Consider the following 22,238-nt stretch of genomic DNA (forward strand, 5'->3'; position numbering starts at 1 on the left):
CACAATAAATCAAGGTTATAACGAAGATTTGATCTGACAGATACCTTTATATCGGTGTCTGTCATATCGATTCAAAACTAATTCGGATAAAATTTTTTGAAAGAATTTAATAATAATTGCTATTGCTGGAATTAAACTTTCTAAAATTGTGTTTTTTGTTCACTGGGTTCCCACAATAGTAAAAGGGTAAAACGGTATCATGACGTGAATTTACGATTTATTAAAACAACCATAATTACGGTTAAAAAAATACCTACAAATGTTGTAAAAAAAACGATGCTTATGGAAAAAAAATAAGATATTGCGGAACCTATCAAAGGGCCAATAAACATGGAAAAACCAACAGAAATTGACGTTAAGCCAAATATTTTAGCCGAGTTATCATTAGTTGCGAATTTCTGCATATAAATGGTAACAATAATATTATTCATCGACGATCCTACTCCTATTATTGCCATTGCTAAAAATATAAAAAATAAATTGATTTTATCAGGAAATAAATTGTTAAATTGATTTGTTATTCCTATTAAAAGATACCCCGTTCCCCACAAAAAGAATGAAAATAACATAATATTTAAAGATATGTTAATTCTATACTTTCCAAATACTAAACCAATTAAAACACCTGAAACACCAGAAAGACACATAGCAAAACTATAATGACTGCCATTTAATCCCTGCTCCATAAAGCTAAGAGCTATTAAGCTATCTGATAGATAGCCAAAACAAGTTAAAGTGGAAATAACAATAAATGAAAACAATATTTTATTGTCTTTCATTATATTAAAGTAATTAATTAGTGATATCTTGTTTTTTTTGCGATTAACATTGATCAACGGTTCTGAAACAAAAATATATAAGACTGCTGAAATAAAATAAAGGATTGATATTAAAATAAGAATCTGTTTTGTTGAGTAATAAATGAGAACAAAACCTAAAAATAACGGGGCCAACATTTTATATATTTGAAATAAAACCTGCCAATAACTAAAGTTTTTTTCAAATTGATTGGTTGATATGTTTTTTAATATTTTAAAATTAGAAGGTCCTAAAAATAAACGAAGGATGTTTTTAATAAAAGAATAAAGAATATATATATTAATGTCATCAATATTGTATTGAAAAGTGGTAATAACACCGCAAAGTACCGTCGTTTTGGCAATACGAGCAGGCCCTAATAAAGGTATGGTTCTGGCCTTTGCAGAAACATTCAATAATCTGGGGATTTTGTGCTTAGTGCCATTAGCCACTATCGGGTTAGTCGCAGGAAGTTCAAGCACAGCAATGGCCGTGCTATTCGTCGGATTGGTCATCGGTCTTACATTGACAATATTAGATTGCTGGCTGACGCGCTCGGCAAATCCTTCTCTATGAATCTTCGCCCTCTGGCTTTATTTCCCCACCATATATTTGATGGGGATATTGAATAGTTATTGTATCCAGAGGGACATGAGTAAATTTTCAGTTACAGCCAGAATAACCAAGCAAACAGAGAGATGATAGCGATACTGGCAATATTCAGCACTATACCCACTCTGACCATTTCAGTCTGTTTAATATGACCGGAGCTGAAAACAATCGCATTAGGTGGTGTGGCAACCGGCAACATAAAAGCACAGGATGCCCCAAATCCGATAATAAGCGTCAGCGTCATTACCGGCATCCCCAACGCTTCCGCAACGGTTGCGAATATCGGTACTAGCAAAGCAGCGCTGGCTGTATTACTGGTAAATTCAGTCAGGAAGATAATAAACGCAGCTACCGCAACAATAATCACAAACCAGTGGCTTGCGCCAAAAGTAGCGGCATACCATTCGCCATGATTTCACTAGCACCTGAGTTTTTCAAAATAGCGCTTAAAGTCAGACCACCGCCAAACAGTATCAACACACCCCACTCGGTATTATTCTGAATCTGCGACCAACTCGCCCCCCCCGTTATACCAATCAGAACAGCAGCACTGACAGCAATAATGGTATCCAGATCTTTCACTCCCCCTAAGGCAGAACTGATAACCGAGCTAAATATCCAGCAAAATACGGTTAATAGGAAGATCAGCATGGTCATCAGACGCTTGCCAGTCCAATCCAGTTTTTCCAGCTTCATGTCGAATTTATGATTCAAATTCGGGCGCAGCATCAGATACATAACACCCACCATCATTGGCAGCAGAATAACCACCAACGGAACCCCAAACTTCATCCAATTGAAGAAATCGATACCCAGTTGCGCCGCTGCAATCGCGTTTGGCGGGCTTCCCACCAAAGTACCTAAGCCACCGATACTTGCACTATAAGCTACACCCAACAGCACAAATACAAACGTATGGCGTTCAGAACGTGCATCCAGATTAGACAAAATACCCAAGACTAATGGCAGCATCATCGCGGCAGTCGCTGTGTTACTGATCCACATGGAAAGGCCCGCCGTCACACCAAACAACAACATCACCGCTACAGACAAACGTCCACGGGCAATCATCAGCAGACGGTTAGCAATCAGTCTGTCCAATCCTTGGATGTGGAGTGCAGTTGCCAGAGCAAAGCCACCAAAAAACAGGAAGATGATGGGATTAGCAAAAGATTTCAGCGCATCTCCCGTATTCATCAATCCCATACCAACGGCCAGAATTGGAATACATAATGCAGTAATAGTGACGTGAATAGCTTCGGTAAGCCACAGCACGCCAACAAATACCATTAGTGCTAAACCTGCATTAGCTTTTTCACCAAACGGTAACGTATTAAGTAGAATAAATAGTAATGCGATATCAGCAGCCAGAATAATTAAGCCTTTTTTATTCGAAAAATTTGGCCTTATAGCTGTGGTTAAAGATTCAGAAACATCCATGGTGACTCCATTAGCGCCGGTGATATCTGATCCACCATTGCTACAATTGTTAAAAAAATACAAGGCGTGTGAATATAAGAAGTCTTCTCTGGGAAGCAAATGCAGTTCTTTAAATTTTGGGATCTAAAGCGCGATAACTAGCCGATTAAATCATAACAGATGGCATTTTATACAAATTTTTGTTGTTACATCACATTATTACATCTTTATAGGTATAGGAAATCGCTATGTTTTATGAAAGTTTTTTGGGCACAAAAACAGGAGAACTTTCCCTCTTCCAAGCTATTGACAAACCCATTTAAAAAACTAGGGGGATGTTTTCGAATCAACGATGATTAAAAATCTGGCGAATTAATTTACCAGAAAGGTTATAGATTTGACGGGTATTTAAACATTAACAAGGCTATTTTTTTCATTTTTCACCGATAGCTTTATGATGGTAGGTTTTAAATTGTTATTAAAAGCTACTATTTAAATTTCTGGTTTTAATCGTACAAAGTTTTAACCGTTTTTTAAAACCCAATGGTCTTTTTCGTTTCCTGAATAATATTTAATTTAACCGTTTTCATTAAACTAACACTTAGTTTTTCCTTCTTATATTTTTAGATTTAAAACTAAAGAGGGTAACAGGTATGCTAACGATTTTAAAACACCCCTCATTCCTTTAATCATTTCTAATGTGATTAAATAAAATTTTTTATTCCTTTTTTCGCAGCTAATCGGGTTAACCCTGTTAAATGTTTTGACTTCTGTTATTAGATTAATGCTGTCTATACCCGTTATCTTTCAAATGGCACTAAAAGCGATCATCCACATTATTTAACCTAAGAGAATAGGACCACGAGCTATAAAATTATTTTACTGCTCGGTTATAAACAAGAGCGAAAATCAATACACACGTCAGATTTTCACACTTAATTAAACCAATTACATGAACAGCGAATTTTTTCACATTCCATATTGTAATTCTTCATTAAAAAAATAATTACTCATTGCGTCGTAAAAGTGATAACCTTACATCGAAGTTTTTACAGTTTTACAGTTTTACAGTTTTACAGTTTTACAGTTTTACAGTTTTACAGTTTTACAGTTTTACAGTTTTACAGTTTTACAGTTTAATCATGATGGGTGAAATTATGAAAGATAAAACTATGAGTTTCTCTGTGAATAAAGATCTGGATGTTCATTCAAAAAGCTTTGATGCCTTCATCTCATATATGGAAAACAGCAACGATTTTTGGGCTATAAAAGACAACGAACATCGATTCGTCTATGCCAATGATACTATGCTTTATTACAGCGGTCTTCCTAAGGGTTTTAGCATAGAAGGGAGGCTTGTTAGTGAGTGTCCAGCTCCGTGGTCTGAGCTTGAAGATATTGTACATGCTAGTGATGGCAATGTAATGACGACTCAAAAGACTATTCCGGTATTAAACACCTTCACTTACGGCGGGAGAGAAAAAATAATCCAACCATTTTTGGTCGATGTTACACCACTAATGAAGGATGGAGAATGTATTGGGGTTGTGGGGCACGGTAGAAAACTTGAAATTTATTCCATGTATCATTTTGAAAACAACAGGCATCCTGAATCATTATCATTTGGCAACCCAACTGAGATTTTTACAGATAGAGAATTCGATATAGTATTTTTTGCTTTGCAATCATTAAGCGCTAAAGATATAGCGAGAAAATTAAGTATTACCTATAGAACGGTACAAAGCAGGCTACATGTCATTTACCAGAAAATAGGGATAAATTCATTAAGCCAGTTAAAAGAATATTGCAGGGGTAAAGGATATAATAACTATGCTCCTACCCGATTTATTAACCCTAATCCCTTTATACCTCTGGCATAACAATGAACCACATCGTTATTATCACTATGCCATTAGGGTTCTGCCAAGCAGAACCTTATGCTCCTGCCAAAACTCACTCAGCAGCGCGAAGGGTGATTTTACGGGATACCTCACATGGAGGTTATCACAGTTTTACAGTTCAATTATAATAGGTGAAATTATGAAAGATAACACTATGAGTTTCTCTGTAAACAAAGATTTGGATGTTCATTCAAAAAGCTTTGACGCCTTCATTTCATACATGGAAAACAGCAACGACTTTTGGATCATAAAAGACAACGAATCTCGATTCGTCTATGCGAATGATATTATGCTTTATTACAGCGGCCTCCCTAAGGGTTTTAACATAGAAGGCAAGCTTGATAGTGAATGTCCAGCACCGTGGGCTGAGTTTGAAGATGTTATACAAGCTAATGATAAAAACGTAATGACGAGTCAAAAAACCATTCCGGTACTAAACACTTTCACTTATGGCGGAAGACAAAAAATAATCCAGCCATTCATGCTCAATGTGACCCCCTTAATAAAGGATGGAAAATGTATTGGAGTTGTCGGTCACGGTAAAAAACTTGAAATTTATTCCATGTATCACTTTGAAAACAACATTCACCCTGACTCATTAACTTTTGGCAAACCAACTGATTTATTTACCGACAGAGAGTTCGATATAGTATTTTTTGCATTGCAATCGCTAAGCGCTAAAGACATAGCTAGAAAATTAGGTATCACCTATAGAACGGTACAAAGTAGGTTACAATTTATTTACCAAAAAATAGGGATAAATTCATTAAGCCAGTTAAAAGAATATTGCAGGGGTAAGGGATATGATAACTACGCTCCTACCCGATTTATTAACCCTAATCCCTATATACCTCTAGTATAACAATGAACCACACCGTTATCGTCATTATGCTATTAGGGTTCTGCTTGGCAGAACCTTAAGCCTTGTTTCTCTCACATTCCATCCAGCATATTGCAATTATTCATTAAGAACATAATTACTAATAAAAATTTTACACAATATAGAATATTAGCATATTGAAGGTGATTATAGAAACTGCTCCTCTGTAAAATCATCCGCACCAAATAGGTGCCAAAAACTCATAAATATAATTATCCATTGTGTTGTAAAAGTGATAATTTTACATGGGAGTTTTTACAATTTAATCATATAGGTGAAATTATGAAAGATAACACGATGAGTTTCTCTGTAAACAAGGATCTGGATGTTCATTCAAAAAGCTTTGACGCCTTTATATCATATATGGAAAACAGCAATGATATTTGGGCTATAAAAGACAAGGAACATCGATTCATCTATGCCAATGATACAATGATTTATTACAGCGGTCTTCCTAAAGGTTTTAATATAGAAGGGAGGCTTGATGGTGAGTGTCCAGCACCGTGGTCTGAGTTTGAAAATATTATACAAGCTAGTTGTGATGTTGTAATGACGAGTCAAAAAACCATTCCAGTATTAAACACCTTGACTTATGGTGGGAAACAAAAAATGATCCAACCATTTCTGACCAATGTTACACCGCTAATGAAGGATGGAGAATGCATTGGCATTGTTGGACACGGCAAAAAACTTGAAATTTACTCCATGTATCATTTTGAAAATAACATTCATCCAGAGTCATTAACTTTTGGCAAACCAACTGATTTATTTACCGACAGAGAGTTCGATATAGTATTTTTTGCATTACAATCACTAAGCGCTAAAGATATTGCCAGAAAATTAAGTATTACCTATAGAACGGTACAAAGCAGGCTACATATCATTTATCAGAAAATAGGGATAAATTCATTAAGCCAGTTAAAAGAATATTGCAGGGGTAAGGGGTATGATAACTATGCTCCTACCCGATTTATTAACACGAATCCCTATATAACTCTGGCATAACAATGAACCACTCCGTCACTGTTCCATTAGGGTTCTGCCAAGCAGAATCCTACCCACTTCCAAAAAAATTTTTGGTTTACCCGCTTTTGTAATATTACGCCTATCTGGCGATCCGTGAAATCAACAGAAATATAGAGAGGAATGTCAGCACAGTACAAAAGATTAAATAATTTATACAGAAAAATTAATTATGACAAACATCAAGGCAGGGAGTTAATCACTCCATTTTAATCATACCTGAAACTTTCCACAAAACACTAGAAAAGTTTCAGGTACTTAATCTCTTCTCATTGACTTTTTTTCGAGAAGTTTATTTTAATTCATTTTGAATATCTGCTTGGCCATATTTCAAAAGGCTCACAATTTAGAGCGGTAGCAATGAGTTTCTCACCTTTAGGCCACGGACGATGCAAAGCATTTGATAAAGTGGATGATGCAAGCCCCGCATCCCTTGAAACAGCAGCTAACGACGTTCCCCGTTTTTTAAGCCCTGCAATAATATCAGCCGGGTGCCAGTCGTTTTTTACAATCATTCCTTATTCTCCTTTCAGTTTGGTTATTCAAGGTGCTATATTCATACTTTCTTCAAATTTATATTTTTATACCCGTTATCTTTCAAGTTGCCTCTTTGTTGGCTGCACTCGCTCACCCCGGTCACATAGTTATCTATGCTCCCGGGGATTCGCTCCCTTGCCGTCGCGATGTATCTTGAAATCCATAGGGTATATATTGTTACAGCTTTTCCCCTGAGTCCGCACTGGTGCGGAATACTAAAAAATAACTGTACTAAAACGTTAAATCCCGCTAAGTACAGCCAAATATTCTCCGAATAAGAAAATATTATATCTAACGATTAAAAGTCATAAATGAATTTTAATCGTTAATAAATGTTCTTTTATGAATACTCGAATATTTAAAAAGTTTAGTTATTTTGGGAAATGTTGGAAGCTGCATTAAATACATTAATGAATGCCCTAAAAAAGCGCTTCAATTACGAGGAATAACACCCATTAAATACTTTATGTCCATCGAAAAGTTACTTGTGCAACGGCAAATCAGCCAGTCGATAATTATCGACTGGCTGAATGACTGTTAACGTGCTTCATTCTGTGCCGTTAACCTATCCTTAATGCGGCAAAACCATCTCCCTCCCAATAACGCCACCCCAAGTTCAAGAGAAGCTATTGCAGCTAGAGTGAGGATAAACAAGGTCTTGCCCGCACCCACTAATATCCATCCACCTATTGCAGGAAATCCAAATATCCCCACAAAGTAGGCGACAACGAACCAAGTGAGGGCAGCGTGACGATTCTCAAGCGCAGAATCGTTTACTGCCCATGTTTGAATAACGGGATACACCAATCCATAGCCTATTCCCGTTAACATGGCCGCCAAAACCTGGAACATGGGGTTAACTGGTATGCCTAACAGGGCCAGAATGCCCATGATTAAGAATAACATCAGCGCGATGACCAATGGGATACGGGGCATCATCGATAAACGCCGGGCTAACAAAAGCCGCGACACAACCACAGTCGCTGCATGTACAGCAAAGAATGTACTTGCATTTGCTTGAGTCCCTTCAACCAACGAACTTTGGAACGACATCATTCCAGAGAATACGCAGCCTCCCAGACCTACCATCACAATAGGACGGATCGCACTGCTGGCAGCAATCTTGGTTATTTTTCTCACCCAAGGTCTCAGTGATAACTCCCGTTGACCATGCGGTTCCCTGATCCCAAAGGTCGCCAGAAGTAGTGAGGCGAGGATGCCAATGACGCCAACAAAGAGAAACGTTGTTTGTATGGGCACTCCTGCCTGTTCAACCGCGGCGGCGAGGAGGATGGGACTGCCGCAAATTCCAGCCATTTGAAACGCGCTGAAACGGGTAAACCAGTGGCCCCTGTCAGCATCAGTGACACGCTCTGACAACGCCATAGGCCCACTGATATAGAACATTCCCCAACCAAGTCCAATCAAAAATGCTGCGATACGCGGGATGTAACTCAGTTCACCGCTGAAACCCCCTAAAAGAAAATAACCACAAGACATCGCCAGCGCCGCGAGGGCTGCAAGGCGTGATGCTTCCAGTTGCCCGGCAAACCATCCAACCAAAGGAACGCCAATCAAAGTGCCGACCAAGGCCACGCTAAGGGTCGTCCCAGTGTCAATGTCACTCCCCCCTTGTGAGCGAAAATACGCGGAAATAAGAAAGGTGGCACCATATCCCCCCGCAGTGAACAGGGTTCCGAACAGGAGAAAAAGTGCCGACATTGTTCGCATAAGTCAAACTCCATCTTAATTATTACAGGACGCCGAATGGCTTTGGCACCATCGACCTCAGTTTATTCACCGCTTTTTCCAGACGGAGACAAACATAGCGTATCTCGTCTTCATTATTAAATCTTCCTAACCCGAAGCGCACACTGGCTTGAGCCTGTGCATCACTGACGCCTATTGCCTTCAGTACATGTGACGGTGCCCTGTTAGCGGATGTGCATGCAGACCCAGAGGACAACGCAACTTCGGAAAGCTCCAGCAAAAGCGAATCAGCATCCAAACCGTTGAAGGAGACATTTAACAGACCGGGAAGGCATTCGGTAAGATGACCGTTTATCCGAACGTCAACCACATTCTCGATAATATACGAGCGAAGTAAATCCCGTAAATAACGTAACCTCATCGACTCATCAGGCAAGTTTTTAACCGACAGTTCGACGGCCCGCCCGAAGCCTACTATCCCCGGGACGTTAAGAGTTCCAGAGCGTAAGCCTCGCTCATGTCCCCCACCAACGATGAGAGGAGCGAGTGTTATATTCTTATTACGTGAATCGATATAAAGTGCACCGACCCCCTTTGGTCCATATATTTTGTGCGCAGAAAATGAGGCAAGGCTGATATTCATGCGCTGTACATCAAATTTTATTTTGCCGAGCGCTTGCGTGGCATCGGTATGAAGAGGAATGTCATGTTCCTTACAGATCGCGCCTATCTCTTCAATTTTTTGTATTGAACCAATCTCGTTGTTGGCGGCCATAATCGAAACGAGATAGGTATCATCTCTTATTGCACGAGATATTAAATCTGGGGATACGATGCCATCGCTTTGCGGCGGTAAGTAGGTCACCTCCGTTCCCATTGCTTCGAGCCTACTACAACAATCAAGGACAGCCTTATGCTCAATTGTCGATGTGATGACATGCCCCCTTTTGCCCCGATGTTGAAGGCCCGCGATTGCAAGATTGTTCGACTCGGTGGAACCCGACGTGAATATAATATCGGAATGACTCGTCGCATTTATCGATGTTGATATCAATTTTCTTGCATTATCAACAGCTTCCATAGCTTTCCACCCAAATGCATGGTGATTACTGGCAGCATTTCCATAAGCGCTGGTAAAATAGGGCATCATAGTTTGAAGCACGTCGGGATCTAATGGCGTTGTAGCATTGTTATCCAAATATATCGGCCGGGTTAAGTTGTACATAATTTATTTCCCCCACTAACAAACGAAGATGAAATTATTTTTTTATTATCTTGACTATATCTATACCCTATGGATTTCAAGATGCATCGCGGCGGCAAGGAAACGAATCCCCGGGAGCATAGAGAACTATGTAACCAGAGTGAATGCAGCCAACAAAGAGGCAACCTGAAAGATAACGGGTATATATCTGCTAGGCAGTAATTACATCACCTTGACTCACCTCCCCCTCTTCATTAACAAGATTAAGACGAATGGCGGTTGAAACACCGAGCATATGACTGAGTTGCAGCCCACGCACATAGGCCAAAGCTCTCGACCAAGCGCAATCCTCAAAGAACACCTCCAGAATAGTATCTGAGCCTTTGTGATCACCGGCAGCTTTCTCAAAGTACTCCTTCGTAATTGCTGCACAGGTGAGTTTCTGAGTCGGCTCTTCGTAAGCAGCATCTGATGTCGGTGGTTTGCCGTCAGCGAGGTTTTTGGACACCATCCGCCGTGTGATGATTTCGGGTATTTCTCCAGAGGCTAGGATGTGGACAAGGTGCTGCCTGGCTGAATCTTCGTGAATAACACGTATCTCACTGAGCGGAATCTGATATTTTTCTGCTACGGGCAAGAAGATATTCCTGATCGAGGCGTGGAGATGACTCAGACGAGGGTTCCGTTTTTGAGAATTAGTGAGATTATTTATCAGGAACTGGAGGCGGAATATCCCATGATGATCGAACGCCACGGATATCCTCGGTAATTGACCACATTCATCTTGGCTTCGTTTGGCGAACATCAGAGCAGCCTCAAAGGCTTTCAACTGAGCCTCGACAACTATCTCGCTATCCTTATTGAGATAAACTCGTGAATTCCCTGCCAATATGCTTACGTTAGTTTCTCGCTGATTCATTTTCATCAATATCCTTTTCCAAGATGGATCGTACGTATAAGGATGACCGCAAAAATCCATTAATTTTTAGATCGGGGAAGTTCTATAAAGAGTGGTCAATATAACGAATGGAAAATAAGGCGATCTTTATAATTTCACGTACGTTAAATATCTTTTTCTCTTGCGACCCCGGTTATGAAATAAATATGTCTGATATCAAGCAAAAGTATAATTGCCATAAAAAAGCTGAGTTCTGAGTTCTGAGTTCTGAGTTCTGAGTTCTGACTAAAGGTTAGCGTGTCTTTTCTATTAAAAAATAGATCTTCGTCTTGTTTAAATGTTTTTTTCTTTTTAACCTTGCAGTCGAGGCTCTGAGCCCGACCATCGGACATCATTTAGCTCTCAGCTTACCGGGTAATTCTGTCACACCAATACAAGGCTCTAGTTGCCAAGTATGGATATGTCCGAACTGTTGTTGAGACAGCTAACTAAAATCCGTTATATCAAGGTAAATCTTCTCAGCAACATTAAAGGGGGGATTCTCGCTATTAAGCCATCGGCGAAAAGTTTCATATGTGAAAACATGGCTGCACCGACCGACTGCCTCAGGAAAACTCAAAAATTGACGTTGTAGAAGTTATCAGGCTATTACCCTTATGAAGGAAGGTTTTAGCCTTTCATTTGGAAGAATAAAATTATTTCAGGTTTGTCATGCTCAAACATCAACCTATTACACACAGCTCAACTTAATTCTTTCTCTTCGAATCACAGCTAGCTCTCCGCTCAACAAACATATTTAAAAATCCATCAGTTATCCTCTTACTATCCGAATAAATCAGCATGGCTACCAACTCGATACAAGATCAATTCAGTGTCCGTACGTCGATAAATCAGTAGTAAATCCGGTGCTCCATGACATTCCAAATAACCAATATAGTTACCGCTCAGACGGTGTTCTTTGTACTTCGGTGGTAATGGCTGGCCGGTTTGCAAAAGCGCAAGAGTTTTCATAATGATTTCTTGCGCTTTTTTATTGTTAACGTACTTTTTGGCATCCCTTTTAAATCGGCTCTGATAAACGAAAATCAGCACTGTTACCAACCTAAATCACTTTTTAATTCATCAAGCGTGTTGGAACGGTGAACACCTATCCCGTTCTCTAGATCATGAATTGCCTGTAACGTCTCGCTATTCGGTTGCAGCAACCCATCCGGTAGCCGACCTTCTGCGGCTAATCGATTAATAACCATACGTATAACGGTAGATAAATCGAGCCCAAGTGCTTTGGCATTTGCCATTGCCGCCGCTTTGCAGGCTGGTGACACCCTGGCTCTGACAACAGTATCAGTCATAGTAAATGCTCCCCTGTGTGTTTGATTAGAACACCGTAGCCTTTTTGTAGCCACACGTCAAAAGATTATAAATATGACTTGGTAGCCAATTATCTGAGGAGGGTTTTACCCCTCCTGTTTAATTCTAATACTTAATTAATTACCTATTAAGCCTGACCTTTTACTTCTTTCAGGCCATAGAAAGGAGCGCGGTTACCCAAAGCTTCTTCAATACGGATCAACTGATTGTATTTAGCAACGCGATCAGAGCGACTCATAGAACCGGTTTTGATTTGACCTGCCGCGGTACCTACTGCCAGATCAGCAATAGTCGCATCTTCAGTTTCACCAGAACGATGAGAAATTACCGCCGTGTAACCTGCGTCTTTTGCCATTTTAATCGCTGCCAGTGTTTCAGTGAGAGAACCAATCTGGTTGAATTTAATCAAAATGGAGTTAGCAATGCCTTTCTCAATACCTTCTTTCAGGATCTTAGTATTGGTAACAAACAGGTCATCACCAACCAACTGGATTTTTTCGCCCAGCACTTTTGTCTGGTAAGCGAAGCCTTCCCAGTCAGATTCATTCAAGCCATCTTCAATAGAAACAATCGGATATTTTCTGGTCAAATCTTCGAGGTAATGAGTGAACTCTTGAGAAGTGAAAGTTTTACCTTCACCTTTCAGTTCGTAATTACCGGTTTCTGGGTTGTAGAATTCAGAAGCAGCACAATCCATAGCCAAAGTGACATCTTTGCCCAGAACATAACCCGCTTGTTCTACCGCTTCTTTAATAGCAGCCAGTGCAGCCGCGTTAGATTCCAGGTTAGGCGCATAGCCCCCTTCGTCACCAACCGCAGTACTCATGCCTTTTGCTTTCAGAACTTTAGCCAAGTTATGGAAAACTTCAGAACCGATACGAACCGCCTCTTTCAGCGTTTTTGCTCCAATCGGTTGAATCATAAATTCCTGGATATCAACGTTGTTATCCGCGTGCTCACCACCATTGATGATGTTCATCATCGGCAACGGCATAGAAAATTTACCCGGAGTGCCATTCAATTCAGCAATGTGCTCGTACAACGGCATGCCTTTCGCTGCTGCTGCGGCTTTAGCGTTAGCCAGAGAAACCGCCAGAATCGCATTAGCACCAAATTGAGATTTATTTTCAGTACCATCCAGGTCGATCATGATCCTGTCGATGTTAGCCTGATCTTTCGCATCCTGACCGATAACTGCCTGTGCAATCGAGCCATTTACTGCATCAACAGCTTTCAGTACACCTTTACCCATAAAACGGGATTTGTCACCGTCACGCAGTTCCAACGCTTCACGGGAACCGGTAGATGCACCAGAGGGTGCAGCCGCTAAACCCACAAACCCCCCTTCCAGATGCACTTCTGCTTCTACGGTTGGGTTACCACGGGAGTCAATGATTTCACGACCGATCACTTTAACGATTTTGGACATTAGGTTTTCCTCAGTACAAGTTACATTTCAGGTAAGTGACGGAACACGTCATACCGCCACTCACTGCACATCTTATTTGAGCTGGCCTTTCTGATATTTACCGGCGGCTTTAATAAAACCAGCAAATAACGGATGACCATCACGAGGAGTGGAAGTAAATTCTGGGTGGAACTGACAAGCCACGAACCAAGGATGCTCTGGAATCTCAATAATTTCTACGAGCTTATTGTCCACTGAACGACCCGCTACCCGCAGACCCGCATCTTCAATACGTTTCAACAATAAGTTATTCACTTCATAACGATGCCGATGACGTTCAACAATCGTATCTGCCCCATACAAGGTGCGCACTAAACTCTCTTTTGTCAGGTGGCATGGCTGACCACCCACACGCATCGTTCCACCAAGATCACTCTCTTCGCTACGCACTTCTAAATTACCGTCTTCATCTCGCCATTCAGTGATCAGACCAATAACCGGAAACCGGCAATCAGGTTCAAATTCTGTTGAGCTGGCTTTTTCCAAACCCGCAACATGACGAGAAAACTCAATCAATGCTACCTGCATGCCGAGACAGATCCCCAGATAAGGAATTTTGTTCTCACGCGCATAACGGGCTGTCATGATTTTGCCTTCCACACCACGACCACCAAAACCACCAGGCACCAGAATCGCATCCAACCCCTTCAATAATTCAACGCCACGGGTTTCAACATCTTGGGAATCAATTAGCTTGATATTCACCGTTAGACGATTTTTCAATCCACCGTGCTTCAATGCCTCAATCACGGATTTGTACGCATCGGGCAGTTCAACGTATTTACCCACCATCCCAATAGTGACTTCACCGGAAGGGTTAGCTTCTTCGTAAATGACTTGTTCCCATTCTGACAAATTTGCTTCCGGGCAATCGAGGCTGAATCGTTTACAAATATAATCATCTAAGCCTTGAGATTTCAATAGCCCTGGGATTTTATAAATGGAATCAACGTCTTTTAGGGAGATAACCGCTTTCTCCGGCACATTACAGAAAAGAGCAATTTTTGCCCGCTCATTAGCCGGAATGACGCGATCTGAACGACAAATCAGAATATCCGGTTGAATACCGATAGAAAGCAGCTCTTTTACCGAGTGCTGAGTCGGCTTAGTTTTGACTTCGCCAGCCGCTGCCAGATAAGGCACCAGTGTCAGATGTAGATATAAAGTGTGTTCACGACCAACTTCTACTGCCATTTGACGAATGGCTTCGAGGAATGGCAAGGATTCGATATCACCGACAGTACCACCAACTTCCACCAGTACCACGTCATGACCTTCACCACCACTGATGATGCGATCCTTAATTTCATTGGTGATGTGAGGAATGACTTGAACCGTCGCGCCAAGATAGTCGCCACGGCGCTCTTTACGCAAAACTTCGGAATAAACCCGACCCGTGGTGAAGTTATTGCGACGAGTCATTTTAGTGCGGATGAAACGCTCATAGTGACCTAAATCGAGATCAGTTTCAGCACCGTCTTCGGTAACGAAAACCTCCCCGTGTTGGATTGGGCTCATCGTACCTGGATCGACATTGATGTACGGGTCCAGTTTCATAATCGTGACATTGAGTCCACGGGCTTCGAGTATAGCCGCCAAAGAGGCTGCGGCAATGCCTTTACCCAGAGAGGATACGACCCCGCCGGTCACAAAAATATAATTAGTTTTCATGCTGAACCTGAAAGTTTAGGTTTAAAAGATGATGGATATAACCAAGACGGGAAAGCAGTATACCCGAACCTTAAATGCGCTACAAATAATCTGCGCATAAATAAGGTTATTTTCCCCTTCACCGCATTCTCAATGTAGACATGAAGTACATACACAAACTTCATTTTTCATGAAGCCAATCGTTATTGGCTCTTTTCAACGTCGAATGATTTTATTGCCTTAATTGATTAAAAAACAGTATGATTGCTTCCATTGAGATCATTTCGTCTGAATTTAACACAGATAGAAGACCCAATATAGATAATAGTAGCTTATGAGTTAAGGGGTGATGCCATGATTATACTGACTCAGGAACAATTCGATAAAATTATTGATATAGAGGACAATACTTATATTGAAAAAATCAGGCAATGCATTTTGTCAGAACATGCCGATTTGGTTGTGCATGAGGATGAGAAAAATTTGCATAAGCGACTTAAAGAAGCCTATCGGTATTTAATCGAAGACCTGGGCTTTAAAGATAAAAAGCTGATTAAATCATACCTTTATTTAACAGCATTTAATCGTGACTTCCACGGTGTACCAGAAATCAAAAATGCCCTTGAAGCAGGGGAAAACCCGGAACAACAATACAAAGATATCTTGAGAATAATAGATAACTTGTTGAAAAGGAGCAATTAACATGCCTTTACCTCTGGTAGTTCCGGTCGCCCTGACTGCGGCTGAATATGCAGCATCAGCCCTTACGGGCATATTAGTTGGCGTTGGTGTTGGCCTCGGTGTTGAGGAGATGACAAAAGAGGATGAAAAAGAGGAATCGCTAGCCCAAACAGATGAAATCAGTACAGCAAGGGAAGAATGCAAGGTGTGTCCAGCCACTGAGAAAGTAAGTTCTAGCTGGGAGAGTACCAGTTCATATTCGCAGGTTACCCTAGATTATCAACTCCAGATAGCTAAAACCGTTTACAAACCGGACGCCAAACTTATACAAGTTTGGGAATGCTTAGGCGTGAGTTTTGATGGTTGGCGCCCGGAATGGTGCCTGTTTCTGGAATCCAAAGCTAAGTATGATCAGTTTTTTAGGAATGGAGAACCGATGGGATGGTGGACAGGAAGTGAGCCTATGAAAGATCAAGGAAGGCGACAACAAGCCGTGTGTACTTCATTGAACGGCATTCCAAGTTCTCACTGGCATTTTATGGAGCCAGTTAGCGCTGCTTACTATTTACAGGAATTTTCTAGTTATCCCAATATTAAAGTATTTCATACTCCCTTATTTAGATAATCTGAGGTAATACATGGCTATTTTATCGCTAAAAATAAAACTATATTTTGACTGGAAAGAACCCTTGACTCCCCAAGTAGTACTTGCTGATTTATATAAAATAACACAACGGATTGACCTATTCTTCGGGCGTCATAAAACTTGGTATTTAACAGGTCATACTCGTAAAGAAGCATTGGAACACCTTGTTTTTGAAGAACAACACCCGACGGAGAAAGCGGCTCAAGAGTTTGAAAAAAGTTATAAAAAAAATTTCCCTTTTATAGGAAAACAAATCTGGGATGGTGAAGTTGATGATCTTGCCTGTTCCCTATTTTATGAGAACTATCGTATTGATAGACTAGGGCAAACTGAAATAACAATAAGACTCAATATTGACGAAAAAGAGTTTCAGTTTTCACGGTTGATTGATTTTATTACCTTTTTAGTTCTCAGCCATAATGCTCCCTACATTATGGTGGAAACTAACGGCTATACCTTGAAACGAAATCAGGTATTTCCCGACAGGTTAAGTGCAGGCTGGATGATTTATTTACCCTTCGTTATAGACCGCTCATTGTTACCAATGGCAGATGAAATCTTGCCTATTGCCAATGATAAAGAGCAATTGGGCACATTAATCATCACCAAAAAAGGCATTTTTGACGGTGAAAATCAGGACGATATTGATAAAGCCAATGATGTTGAAATTCAGTTGTTAAATCTGGGATTACTGCCATTAATGACTGAAGTTTAACGGCGACGAGATAATTTTCTATTCTTCATCATTCTTTTGATATCTCTTCGTGAATCAGCGCCACTTTCCATTTCCGCTTTTTTCGTGCTGATAACAGCCCCCTTGGGCTGTTTGCCATCCCTTTACTCAAAAAAATAAAAATTCCAGCTTTCATGCTACTCTTTCCGATTACTGTTTCTTAACCTGTTGCCATATTTGTTCCATTTCTTCCAATGTTGCCGCTTCCAAGGTATGGCCTTGGTTCAGGATCTGCTTTTCTACTTCTCTAAATCGGTTCTCAAACTTATTGCATGCTTTTTGCAATGCAATTTCCGGTTTGTATCCGAGATGGCGCGATAAATTCACAACGGCAAACAACAAATCGCCAATTTCCTCTTCCAGATGTTGTTGATCAACCACCGCCTGATAAGCTTCATCCATTACTTCGTCGATCTCTTCATAAACTTTGTCCAGCACCGGCCCCAAGGTATTCCAATCAAAACCGACCGCAGCACAACGTTTCTGTATTTTATACGCTTTCATCAATGCAGGCAGACCTGCCGGAATGTCATCAAGGATCGAATGCAAATCTTTTTGTGCTCTTTCCTGCGCCTTATGTTTTTCCCAACCACTGATAGCCACATCACCGCTGATATCCTGCTGCTGACCAAAAATATGTGGATGGCGACGTTCCAGCTTATCGCTAATTGCATTGCTGATATCATCAAAATCAAACAACTGTTGCTCTTTGCCCATTTCAGCATAGAACACTACCTGGAATAACAGATCGCCCAATTCTTCTTTTAGATCAGAAAAATCACCCCGTTCAATGGCGTCAATGACTTCATAAGTCTCTTCTAATGTATAAGGCGCGATAGTTTTGAATGTCTGTTGCTTGTCCCAAGGACATCCCTGTTGAGGATGGCGCAATTGCGCCATAATCCCCAGTAACCGTTCTATACCCGTCATCTTTCAAGTTGCCTCTTGGTTGGCTGCACTCGCTCACCCCAGTCACATAGTTCGCTATGCTCCCGGGGATTCTCTCCCTTGCCGTCGCGATGCAGCTTGAAATCCATAGGGTATATAGCAAATGATTTCATTTTTTATCCAAATTTTCCTGCTGTCAGTTGCCATGAAGACGTTTAGCTTCAATAATATCCGGTAACTGATTGATTTTCGCCAAAATCCGCCCCAGTACTTGCAGGTTATAAATCTCAATACTCATGTCAATAGTAGCAATCTGCTGTTTTATATCACTACGGCTACTCACCCCAAGTACGTTCACCTTCTCATTAGCCAAAATCGTGGTGATATCACGCAACAATCCACTGCGATCATTCGCAACAACACGCACAACCAGTGAGTAACCGCTGGAATAGCTCTCTCCCCAAACCGCATCCACCACCCTTTCCGGCGCATTTGCCTGCAACTCGGCCAGTTGTTCACAATCAACCCAGTGGATAGAGATCCCTCGGCCACGAGTGATAAAGCCGACAATCTCATCGCCGGGAATGGGCTGGCAGCAACGGGCAATGTGATGCATCAAATTACCCACACCTTCTACCACAATCCGCCCATCATCTTTAGCAGAACTACGCTGTGGATGTGATTTACTCTCTAAATTGCGAAGCGCTTCCCGATCTGCATCCTCTGCGGTGGTTTTCTTAAGTTTGCTTTGTAAGAAATTGACCAACTGGTTAATACGGATATCACCAACCCCAATGCCCGCCAGTACTTCATCAAGTGTATGGACGTTATAACGCGCAATGAGCAACTTTTCCGCTTCTTTTAGGCTGAGATCCAGATGTGCCAGTTCATTATCCAGCATCTGACGACCCGCGATAATGTTTTTATCCCGATCCTGTTTGCGGAACCAGTTATGGATTTTCGCCCGACCACGGCTTGTGGTGACATATCCCAAGTTTGGATTTAACCAATCACGACTTGGGTTCGGGTGTTTCTGCGTGATGATTTCAATCTGATCGCCCATTTCCAACTGATAGCTGAACGGCACAATGCGACCACTAATTTTCGCGCCAATACAACGATGCCCCACATCGCTGTGAATATGGTAGGCAAAATCCAGTGGCGTAGAACCGGCCGGGAGATCAATAACATCCCCTTTCGGTGTAAATACATATACCCGATCATCAAACACCTGGCTGCGAACTTCATCTAGCACCTCATCAGAATCAGCCATCTCTTCCTGCCATGCGATCAGTTTACGCAGCCATGCAATACGCCCTTCATATCCAGCACGATTGCCCGCTATTGCCCCTTCTTTATATTTCCAGTGGGCAGCAATTCCTAATTCTGCATCTTCATGCATCTGGCGGGTACGGATCTGAATTTCCAATGTCTTACCGCCCGGCCCAAGGACTACGGTATGAATGGATTGATAGCCATTAGGCTTCGGATTAGCAACATAATCATCGAATTCATCCGGCAAATGACGATAGTGAGTATGTACTATCCCCAGAGCCGCGTAACAATCCTGTAAACGTTCAACCACAATCCGCACAGCCCGAACATCAAACAGCTCATCAAATGCCAGTGATTTTTTCTGCATTTTGCGCCAGATGCTGTAGATATGTTTAGGGCGCCCGTATATCTCAGTCGTGACGCCCTCTTTGAGCATATGTTTACGTAATGTATTGACAAAGTGATCAATATACTGCTCACGATCAATGCGCCGCTCATGCAGTAATTTCGCAATTTTTTTATATTCATCAGGATGGAGATAACGGAAGCAGTAATCCTCAAGTTCCCATTTAAGTTGACCAATGCCCAGACGGTTAGCAAGCGGCGCATAAATATTGGAACACTCTTTCGCAGCCAGTACGCGCTCATCTTCAGTCGCCTCTTTAACTTCCCGCAAATGGGCAATCCGCTCTGCCAATTTGATAATGACACAACGAAAATCTTCCACCATTGCCAGTAGCATCCGGCGCACATTATCAACCTGTACAGAGCAGATTGAATCGTGATGAGTGGCTTTTAACTGGCGAATGGCATCCATTTCCATCACGCCTTTCACCAGATTGGTAATCGTGCTGCCAAACGCTTCGGTGACAGTTTCAGCACCGAGTAATTTTGCATCCATTAACGGGAACAGTAACGCCGCACGCATACTGTCGTTATCCATACTTAACGTGGAGAGAATCTCAACCATTTCTACGCCACGCCATAATAGAAGTTCTGAATCAGGATGATTTTGCGCTTTTTCGTGACAATAACGCCAGGTTTCGGCTAATTTCTCACCAATTTGAAGATTCGCTATATTTAAACTCGCGATCCACCGGTTTACTGCAAACTCTCCCGCAGGGGTTAAATGAGCACTTCTTACCGCAACCATAATCTCTCCCGACGACTTCATAACTTTCATCTAGCCATGATCTAACGGCTAAATAGCACCATTGACTCCAAATGGCTTGTATGTGGAAACATGTCCAGCATCCGCACACTGATAATATGATAGCCAGCCTCAAGCAGAATCTTACTGTCCCGTGCCAATGTTGTTGGATTACAAGAGACGTAGACCACTTTTTCAGGGGCCAGCTTGACAATGTGTGACATGACTATTGTCGCACCAGCACGCGCCGGATCTAATAGGACTTTATTAAACCCCAACTTTGCCCAAGGTTGATGACGTATGTCAGCTTCCAAATTTTCATGGCAGAAAGATAGGTTATCCAAATTATTTAATCTGGCATTATATTGCCCATTAGCTACCAGTGTGGCAACCCCTTCGACGCCAACCACCGACTGCACTATTTGACCAATAGGTAAAGTGAAATTCCCCATTCCACAGAACAGATCAAGCACGTTGTCGTTCGGTTGTAAATCGAGCCACTCTATCGCCTGAGCAACCATTTGTTGATTCACCTGATCGTTAACCTGAATAAAATCTCTTGGACTGAAAACCAGTTTCAGTCCACCTACCTGATACCAGGGTTCCGGCGGTTCATTCAGCGACTCAAGTGAAGTTTCATCCGCCGCCAGATAGACCGCGACATTATGTTGCACGGAAAATGTGCATAGTTTCTCTTTATCTTCCCATTTCAAGGGATCAAGATGGCGCAATATTATCAATGGACCATTATCTGCCAGCACCAATTCCACATGCCCCAACCGTTTAACCGCTTTCAAATTATTCAGACACTGAGATAATGGCCGCAATAACTGTTCCAATTCAGGCCGCAAAACAGGGCATTCTTTTATAGCAACTAATTCATTGGATTGATTTTGACGAAATCCCATCACCAGTTGGCGCTGTTTTATTTGATAATGTAAACCAAGCCTTGCCCGGCGCCGATAACCATATTCAGGGCCAAGAATCACCGGCTTAGCAGAAACCGTTACACCCGTTTCCCGCCTGATCAGGTGTTCGAGAACGTTGGCTTTACTTTCACGTTGTAAATCGGGTGCAACATGTTGTTGCTGACAACCGCCACATACTCCAAAATGAGGACAACGGGGATTCACACGATATGGACTGTCAGATAAACGCTTAACCAACTTTGCTTTTGCAAACTGTCGCTTCTCTTCCGTTAGTTGTACCTGTGCCTGTTCACCGGGCAATAACCCGGCGATAAAAATAGTTTTACCCTGATGGCGAGCTACGCCCTGCCCCTGGGCATCGAGATTATCAGCAGTAACTGTGATGATATGCCGATTTACTGTTCGGCGATTGGGGGAATAAAATTGCACCATGATTCTTACGGACTATGAATTATTAAGTTCTTA

General features: G+C 41.6%; 21 protein-coding genes and 1 pseudogene. 7 read left to right on the top strand and 15 right to left on the bottom strand.

Features of this window, described 5'->3' with window-relative positions; translation table 11 throughout:
* Nucleotides 1-197: 197 nt before the first annotated feature.
* Entirely contained in the window at nucleotides 198-1,313 is a 1,116-nt protein-coding gene (locus tag LGZ98_RS03600; protein ID WP_240002836.1) for an MFS transporter, read from the bottom strand.
* Between the two features lie 152 nt (nucleotides 1,314-1,465).
* Nucleotides 1,466-2,850: pseudogene (locus tag LGZ98_RS03605) on the bottom strand (SLC13 family permease).
* A gap of 1,136 nt (nucleotides 2,851-3,986) precedes the next feature.
* Here LGZ98_RS03605 and LGZ98_RS03610 point away from each other — a divergent pair.
* The 3 genes from LGZ98_RS03610 (at nucleotide 3,987) to LGZ98_RS03620 (ending at nucleotide 6,615) form a co-directional block, all read left to right on the top strand.
* Entirely contained in the window at nucleotides 3,987-4,709 is a 723-nt protein-coding gene (locus tag LGZ98_RS03610; RefSeq protein WP_113042256.1) for a helix-turn-helix transcriptional regulator, read from the top strand.
* Nucleotides 4,710-4,869: 160 nt separating this feature from the next.
* Nucleotides 4,870-5,592: a helix-turn-helix transcriptional regulator gene (locus LGZ98_RS03615; RefSeq protein ID WP_262977733.1), complete on the top strand. Its 723-nt coding sequence runs from the start codon at nucleotides 4,870-4,872 to the stop codon at nucleotides 5,590-5,592.
* Nucleotides 5,593-5,892: 300 nt separating this feature from the next.
* Nucleotides 5,893-6,615, top strand: a complete 723-nt coding sequence (locus LGZ98_RS03620) for a helix-turn-helix transcriptional regulator (protein ID WP_229015599.1) — start codon at nucleotides 5,893-5,895, stop codon at nucleotides 6,613-6,615.
* A gap of 320 nt (nucleotides 6,616-6,935) precedes the next feature.
* On the opposite strand, the gene LGZ98_RS03625 is transcribed toward LGZ98_RS03620, so the two are convergent.
* From LGZ98_RS03625 to LGZ98_RS03635, 3 genes are all read right to left on the bottom strand, one after another.
* Nucleotides 6,936-7,145 (bottom strand): helix-turn-helix domain-containing protein, encoded by a 210-nt coding sequence (locus tag LGZ98_RS03625; protein WP_125026268.1) that lies wholly within the window; start codon nucleotides 7,143-7,145, stop codon nucleotides 6,936-6,938.
* Nucleotides 7,146-7,707: 562 nt separating this feature from the next.
* The gene (locus tag LGZ98_RS03630; RefSeq protein ID WP_011145281.1) at nucleotides 7,708-8,901 is read right to left on the bottom strand and encodes an MFS transporter; all 1,194 of its coding nucleotides are present in this window, start codon (nucleotides 8,899-8,901) and stop codon (nucleotides 7,708-7,710) included.
* A 22-nt stretch (nucleotides 8,902-8,923) separates the two neighbouring features.
* Nucleotides 8,924-10,105: a cysteine desulfurase family protein gene (locus tag LGZ98_RS03635; RefSeq protein WP_113042261.1), complete on the bottom strand. Its 1,182-nt coding sequence runs from the start codon at nucleotides 10,103-10,105 to the stop codon at nucleotides 8,924-8,926.
* Nucleotides 10,106-10,133: 28 nt separating this feature from the next.
* On the opposite strand from LGZ98_RS03635, the gene LGZ98_RS03640 reads away from it, so the two are divergent.
* Entirely contained in the window at nucleotides 10,134-10,274 is a 141-nt protein-coding gene (locus LGZ98_RS03640) for a hypothetical protein (protein WP_158536555.1), read from the top strand.
* A gap of 21 nt (nucleotides 10,275-10,295) precedes the next feature.
* On the opposite strand, the gene LGZ98_RS03645 is transcribed toward LGZ98_RS03640, so the two are convergent.
* The 5 genes from LGZ98_RS03645 to pyrG all read right to left on the bottom strand — a co-directional run bounded on the left by LGZ98_RS03645 (nucleotide 10,296) and on the right by pyrG (nucleotide 15,492).
* Nucleotides 10,296-11,003, bottom strand: coding sequence for a hypothetical protein (locus tag LGZ98_RS03645; RefSeq protein ID WP_041380620.1), 708 nt, complete (start codon nucleotides 11,001-11,003; stop codon nucleotides 10,296-10,298).
* 801 nt (nucleotides 11,004-11,804) lie between these two features.
* Nucleotides 11,805-12,074: a type II toxin-antitoxin system RelE/ParE family toxin gene (locus LGZ98_RS03655; protein WP_110091105.1), complete on the bottom strand. Its 270-nt coding sequence runs from the start codon at nucleotides 12,072-12,074 to the stop codon at nucleotides 11,805-11,807.
* 2 nt (nucleotides 12,075-12,076) lie between these two features.
* Complete coding sequence (locus LGZ98_RS03660; RefSeq protein WP_113042263.1) at nucleotides 12,077-12,334, bottom strand: type II toxin-antitoxin system RelB/DinJ family antitoxin; 258 nt, start codon at nucleotides 12,332-12,334, stop codon at nucleotides 12,077-12,079.
* A gap of 146 nt (nucleotides 12,335-12,480) precedes the next feature.
* Nucleotides 12,481-13,782, bottom strand: coding sequence for a phosphopyruvate hydratase (gene eno, locus LGZ98_RS03665; RefSeq protein ID WP_112876847.1), 1,302 nt, complete (start codon nucleotides 13,780-13,782; stop codon nucleotides 12,481-12,483).
* Between the two features lie 72 nt (nucleotides 13,783-13,854).
* Nucleotides 13,855-15,492 carry a glutamine hydrolyzing CTP synthase gene (pyrG, locus tag LGZ98_RS03670; protein ID WP_113042264.1) on the bottom strand — a complete coding sequence of 546 codons (1,638 nt, stop codon included), beginning with the start codon at nucleotides 15,490-15,492 and terminating at the stop codon, nucleotides 13,855-13,857.
* Between the two features lie 333 nt (nucleotides 15,493-15,825).
* Between pyrG and LGZ98_RS03675 the strand changes: the two genes are divergently transcribed.
* From LGZ98_RS03675 to LGZ98_RS03685, 3 genes are read left to right on the top strand one after another with little or no spacing between them, the layout of a single operon-like run.
* Nucleotides 15,826-16,173, top strand: a complete 348-nt coding sequence (locus LGZ98_RS03675; protein WP_113042265.1) for a hypothetical protein — start codon at nucleotides 15,826-15,828, stop codon at nucleotides 16,171-16,173.
* Nucleotide 16,174: 1 nt separating this feature from the next.
* A complete protein-coding gene (locus LGZ98_RS03680; protein WP_113042266.1) occupies nucleotides 16,175-16,777 on the top strand; it encodes a restriction endonuclease fold toxin 5 domain-containing protein in 603 nt (200 codons plus the stop codon).
* Between the two features lie 13 nt (nucleotides 16,778-16,790).
* Entirely contained in the window at nucleotides 16,791-17,513 is a 723-nt protein-coding gene (locus LGZ98_RS03685) for an immunity 52 family protein (RefSeq protein ID WP_262977734.1), read from the top strand.
* A gap of 28 nt (nucleotides 17,514-17,541) precedes the next feature.
* Here the strand turns inward: LGZ98_RS03685 and LGZ98_RS03690 are convergent, their stop codons facing one another.
* Genes LGZ98_RS03690 through rlmD form a run of 5 tightly spaced genes read right to left on the bottom strand, consistent with a single transcriptional unit; the run spans nucleotide 17,542 to nucleotide 22,205 of the window.
* Nucleotides 17,542-17,667 carry a hypothetical protein gene (locus tag LGZ98_RS03690; protein WP_262405144.1) on the bottom strand — a complete coding sequence of 42 codons (126 nt, stop codon included), beginning with the start codon at nucleotides 17,665-17,667 and terminating at the stop codon, nucleotides 17,542-17,544.
* Nucleotides 17,668-17,681: 14 nt separating this feature from the next.
* A complete protein-coding gene (gene mazG / locus LGZ98_RS03695; protein ID WP_228900732.1) occupies nucleotides 17,682-18,431 on the bottom strand; it encodes a nucleoside triphosphate pyrophosphohydrolase in 750 nt (249 codons plus the stop codon).
* A complete protein-coding gene (locus LGZ98_RS03700; RefSeq protein ID WP_228900718.1) occupies nucleotides 18,337-18,582 on the bottom strand; it encodes a hypothetical protein in 246 nt (81 codons plus the stop codon). The genes mazG and LGZ98_RS03700 overlap by 95 nt, the downstream gene beginning before the upstream one ends.
* 33 nt (nucleotides 18,583-18,615) lie before the next feature.
* The gene (gene relA / locus LGZ98_RS03705) at nucleotides 18,616-20,847 is read right to left on the bottom strand and encodes a GTP diphosphokinase (protein ID WP_113042269.1); all 2,232 of its coding nucleotides are present in this window, start codon (nucleotides 20,845-20,847) and stop codon (nucleotides 18,616-18,618) included.
* Nucleotides 20,848-20,888: 41 nt separating this feature from the next.
* Nucleotides 20,889-22,205 (bottom strand): 23S rRNA (uracil(1939)-C(5))-methyltransferase RlmD, encoded by a 1,317-nt coding sequence (gene rlmD, locus LGZ98_RS03710; RefSeq protein WP_113042270.1) that lies wholly within the window; start codon nucleotides 22,203-22,205, stop codon nucleotides 20,889-20,891.
* Between the last annotated feature and the right edge of the window lie 33 nt (nucleotides 22,206-22,238).

It is taken from the genome of Photorhabdus kayaii (assembly GCF_025384895.1).
Classification (GTDB): Bacteria; Pseudomonadota; Gammaproteobacteria; order Enterobacterales; family Enterobacteriaceae; genus Photorhabdus; species Photorhabdus kayaii.

Coding starts and splice junctions, on each gene's coding strand:
- LGZ98_RS03690 (WP_262405144.1), bottom strand. CDS start 17,667: ATGAAAGCTGGAATTTTTATTTTTTTGAGTAAAGGGATGGCAAACAGC.
- LGZ98_RS03620 (WP_229015599.1), top strand. CDS start 5,893: ATGAAAGATAACACGATGAGTTTCTCTGTAAACAAGGATCTGGATGTT.
- LGZ98_RS03630 (WP_011145281.1), bottom strand. CDS start 8,901: ATGCGAACAATGTCGGCACTTTTTCTCCTGTTCGGAACCCTGTTCACT.
- LGZ98_RS03635 (WP_113042261.1), bottom strand. CDS start 10,105: ATGTACAACTTAACCCGGCCGATATATTTGGATAACAATGCTACAACG.
- LGZ98_RS03615 (WP_262977733.1), top strand. CDS start 4,870: ATGAAAGATAACACTATGAGTTTCTCTGTAAACAAAGATTTGGATGTT.
- LGZ98_RS03640 (WP_158536555.1), top strand. CDS start 10,134: ATGAAATTATTTTTTTATTATCTTGACTATATCTATACCCTATGGATT.
- LGZ98_RS03660 (WP_113042263.1), bottom strand. CDS start 12,334: ATGACTGATACTGTTGTCAGAGCCAGGGTGTCACCAGCCTGCAAAGCG.
- pyrG (WP_113042264.1), bottom strand. CDS start 15,492: ATGAAAACTAATTATATTTTTGTGACCGGCGGGGTCGTATCCTCTCTG.
- rlmD (WP_113042270.1), bottom strand. CDS start 22,205: ATGGTGCAATTTTATTCCCCCAATCGCCGAACAGTAAATCGGCATATC.
- LGZ98_RS03680 (WP_113042266.1), top strand. CDS start 16,175: ATGCCTTTACCTCTGGTAGTTCCGGTCGCCCTGACTGCGGCTGAATAT.
- mazG (WP_228900732.1), bottom strand. CDS start 18,431: ATGGCGCAATTGCGCCATCCTCAACAGGGATGTCCTTGGGACAAGCAA.
- LGZ98_RS03675 (WP_113042265.1), top strand. CDS start 15,826: ATGATTATACTGACTCAGGAACAATTCGATAAAATTATTGATATAGAG.
- LGZ98_RS03645 (WP_041380620.1), bottom strand. CDS start 11,003: ATGAATCAGCGAGAAACTAACGTAAGCATATTGGCAGGGAATTCACGA.
- eno (WP_112876847.1), bottom strand. CDS start 13,782: ATGTCCAAAATCGTTAAAGTGATCGGTCGTGAAATCATTGACTCCCGT.
- LGZ98_RS03610 (WP_113042256.1), top strand. CDS start 3,987: ATGAAAGATAAAACTATGAGTTTCTCTGTGAATAAAGATCTGGATGTT.
- LGZ98_RS03600 (WP_240002836.1), bottom strand. CDS start 1,313: ATGACCAATCCGACGAATAGCACGGCCATTGCTGTGCTTGAACTTCCT.
- relA (WP_113042269.1), bottom strand. CDS start 20,847: ATGGTTGCGGTAAGAAGTGCTCATTTAACCCCTGCGGGAGAGTTTGCA.
- LGZ98_RS03685 (WP_262977734.1), top strand. CDS start 16,791: ATGGCTATTTTATCGCTAAAAATAAAACTATATTTTGACTGGAAAGAA.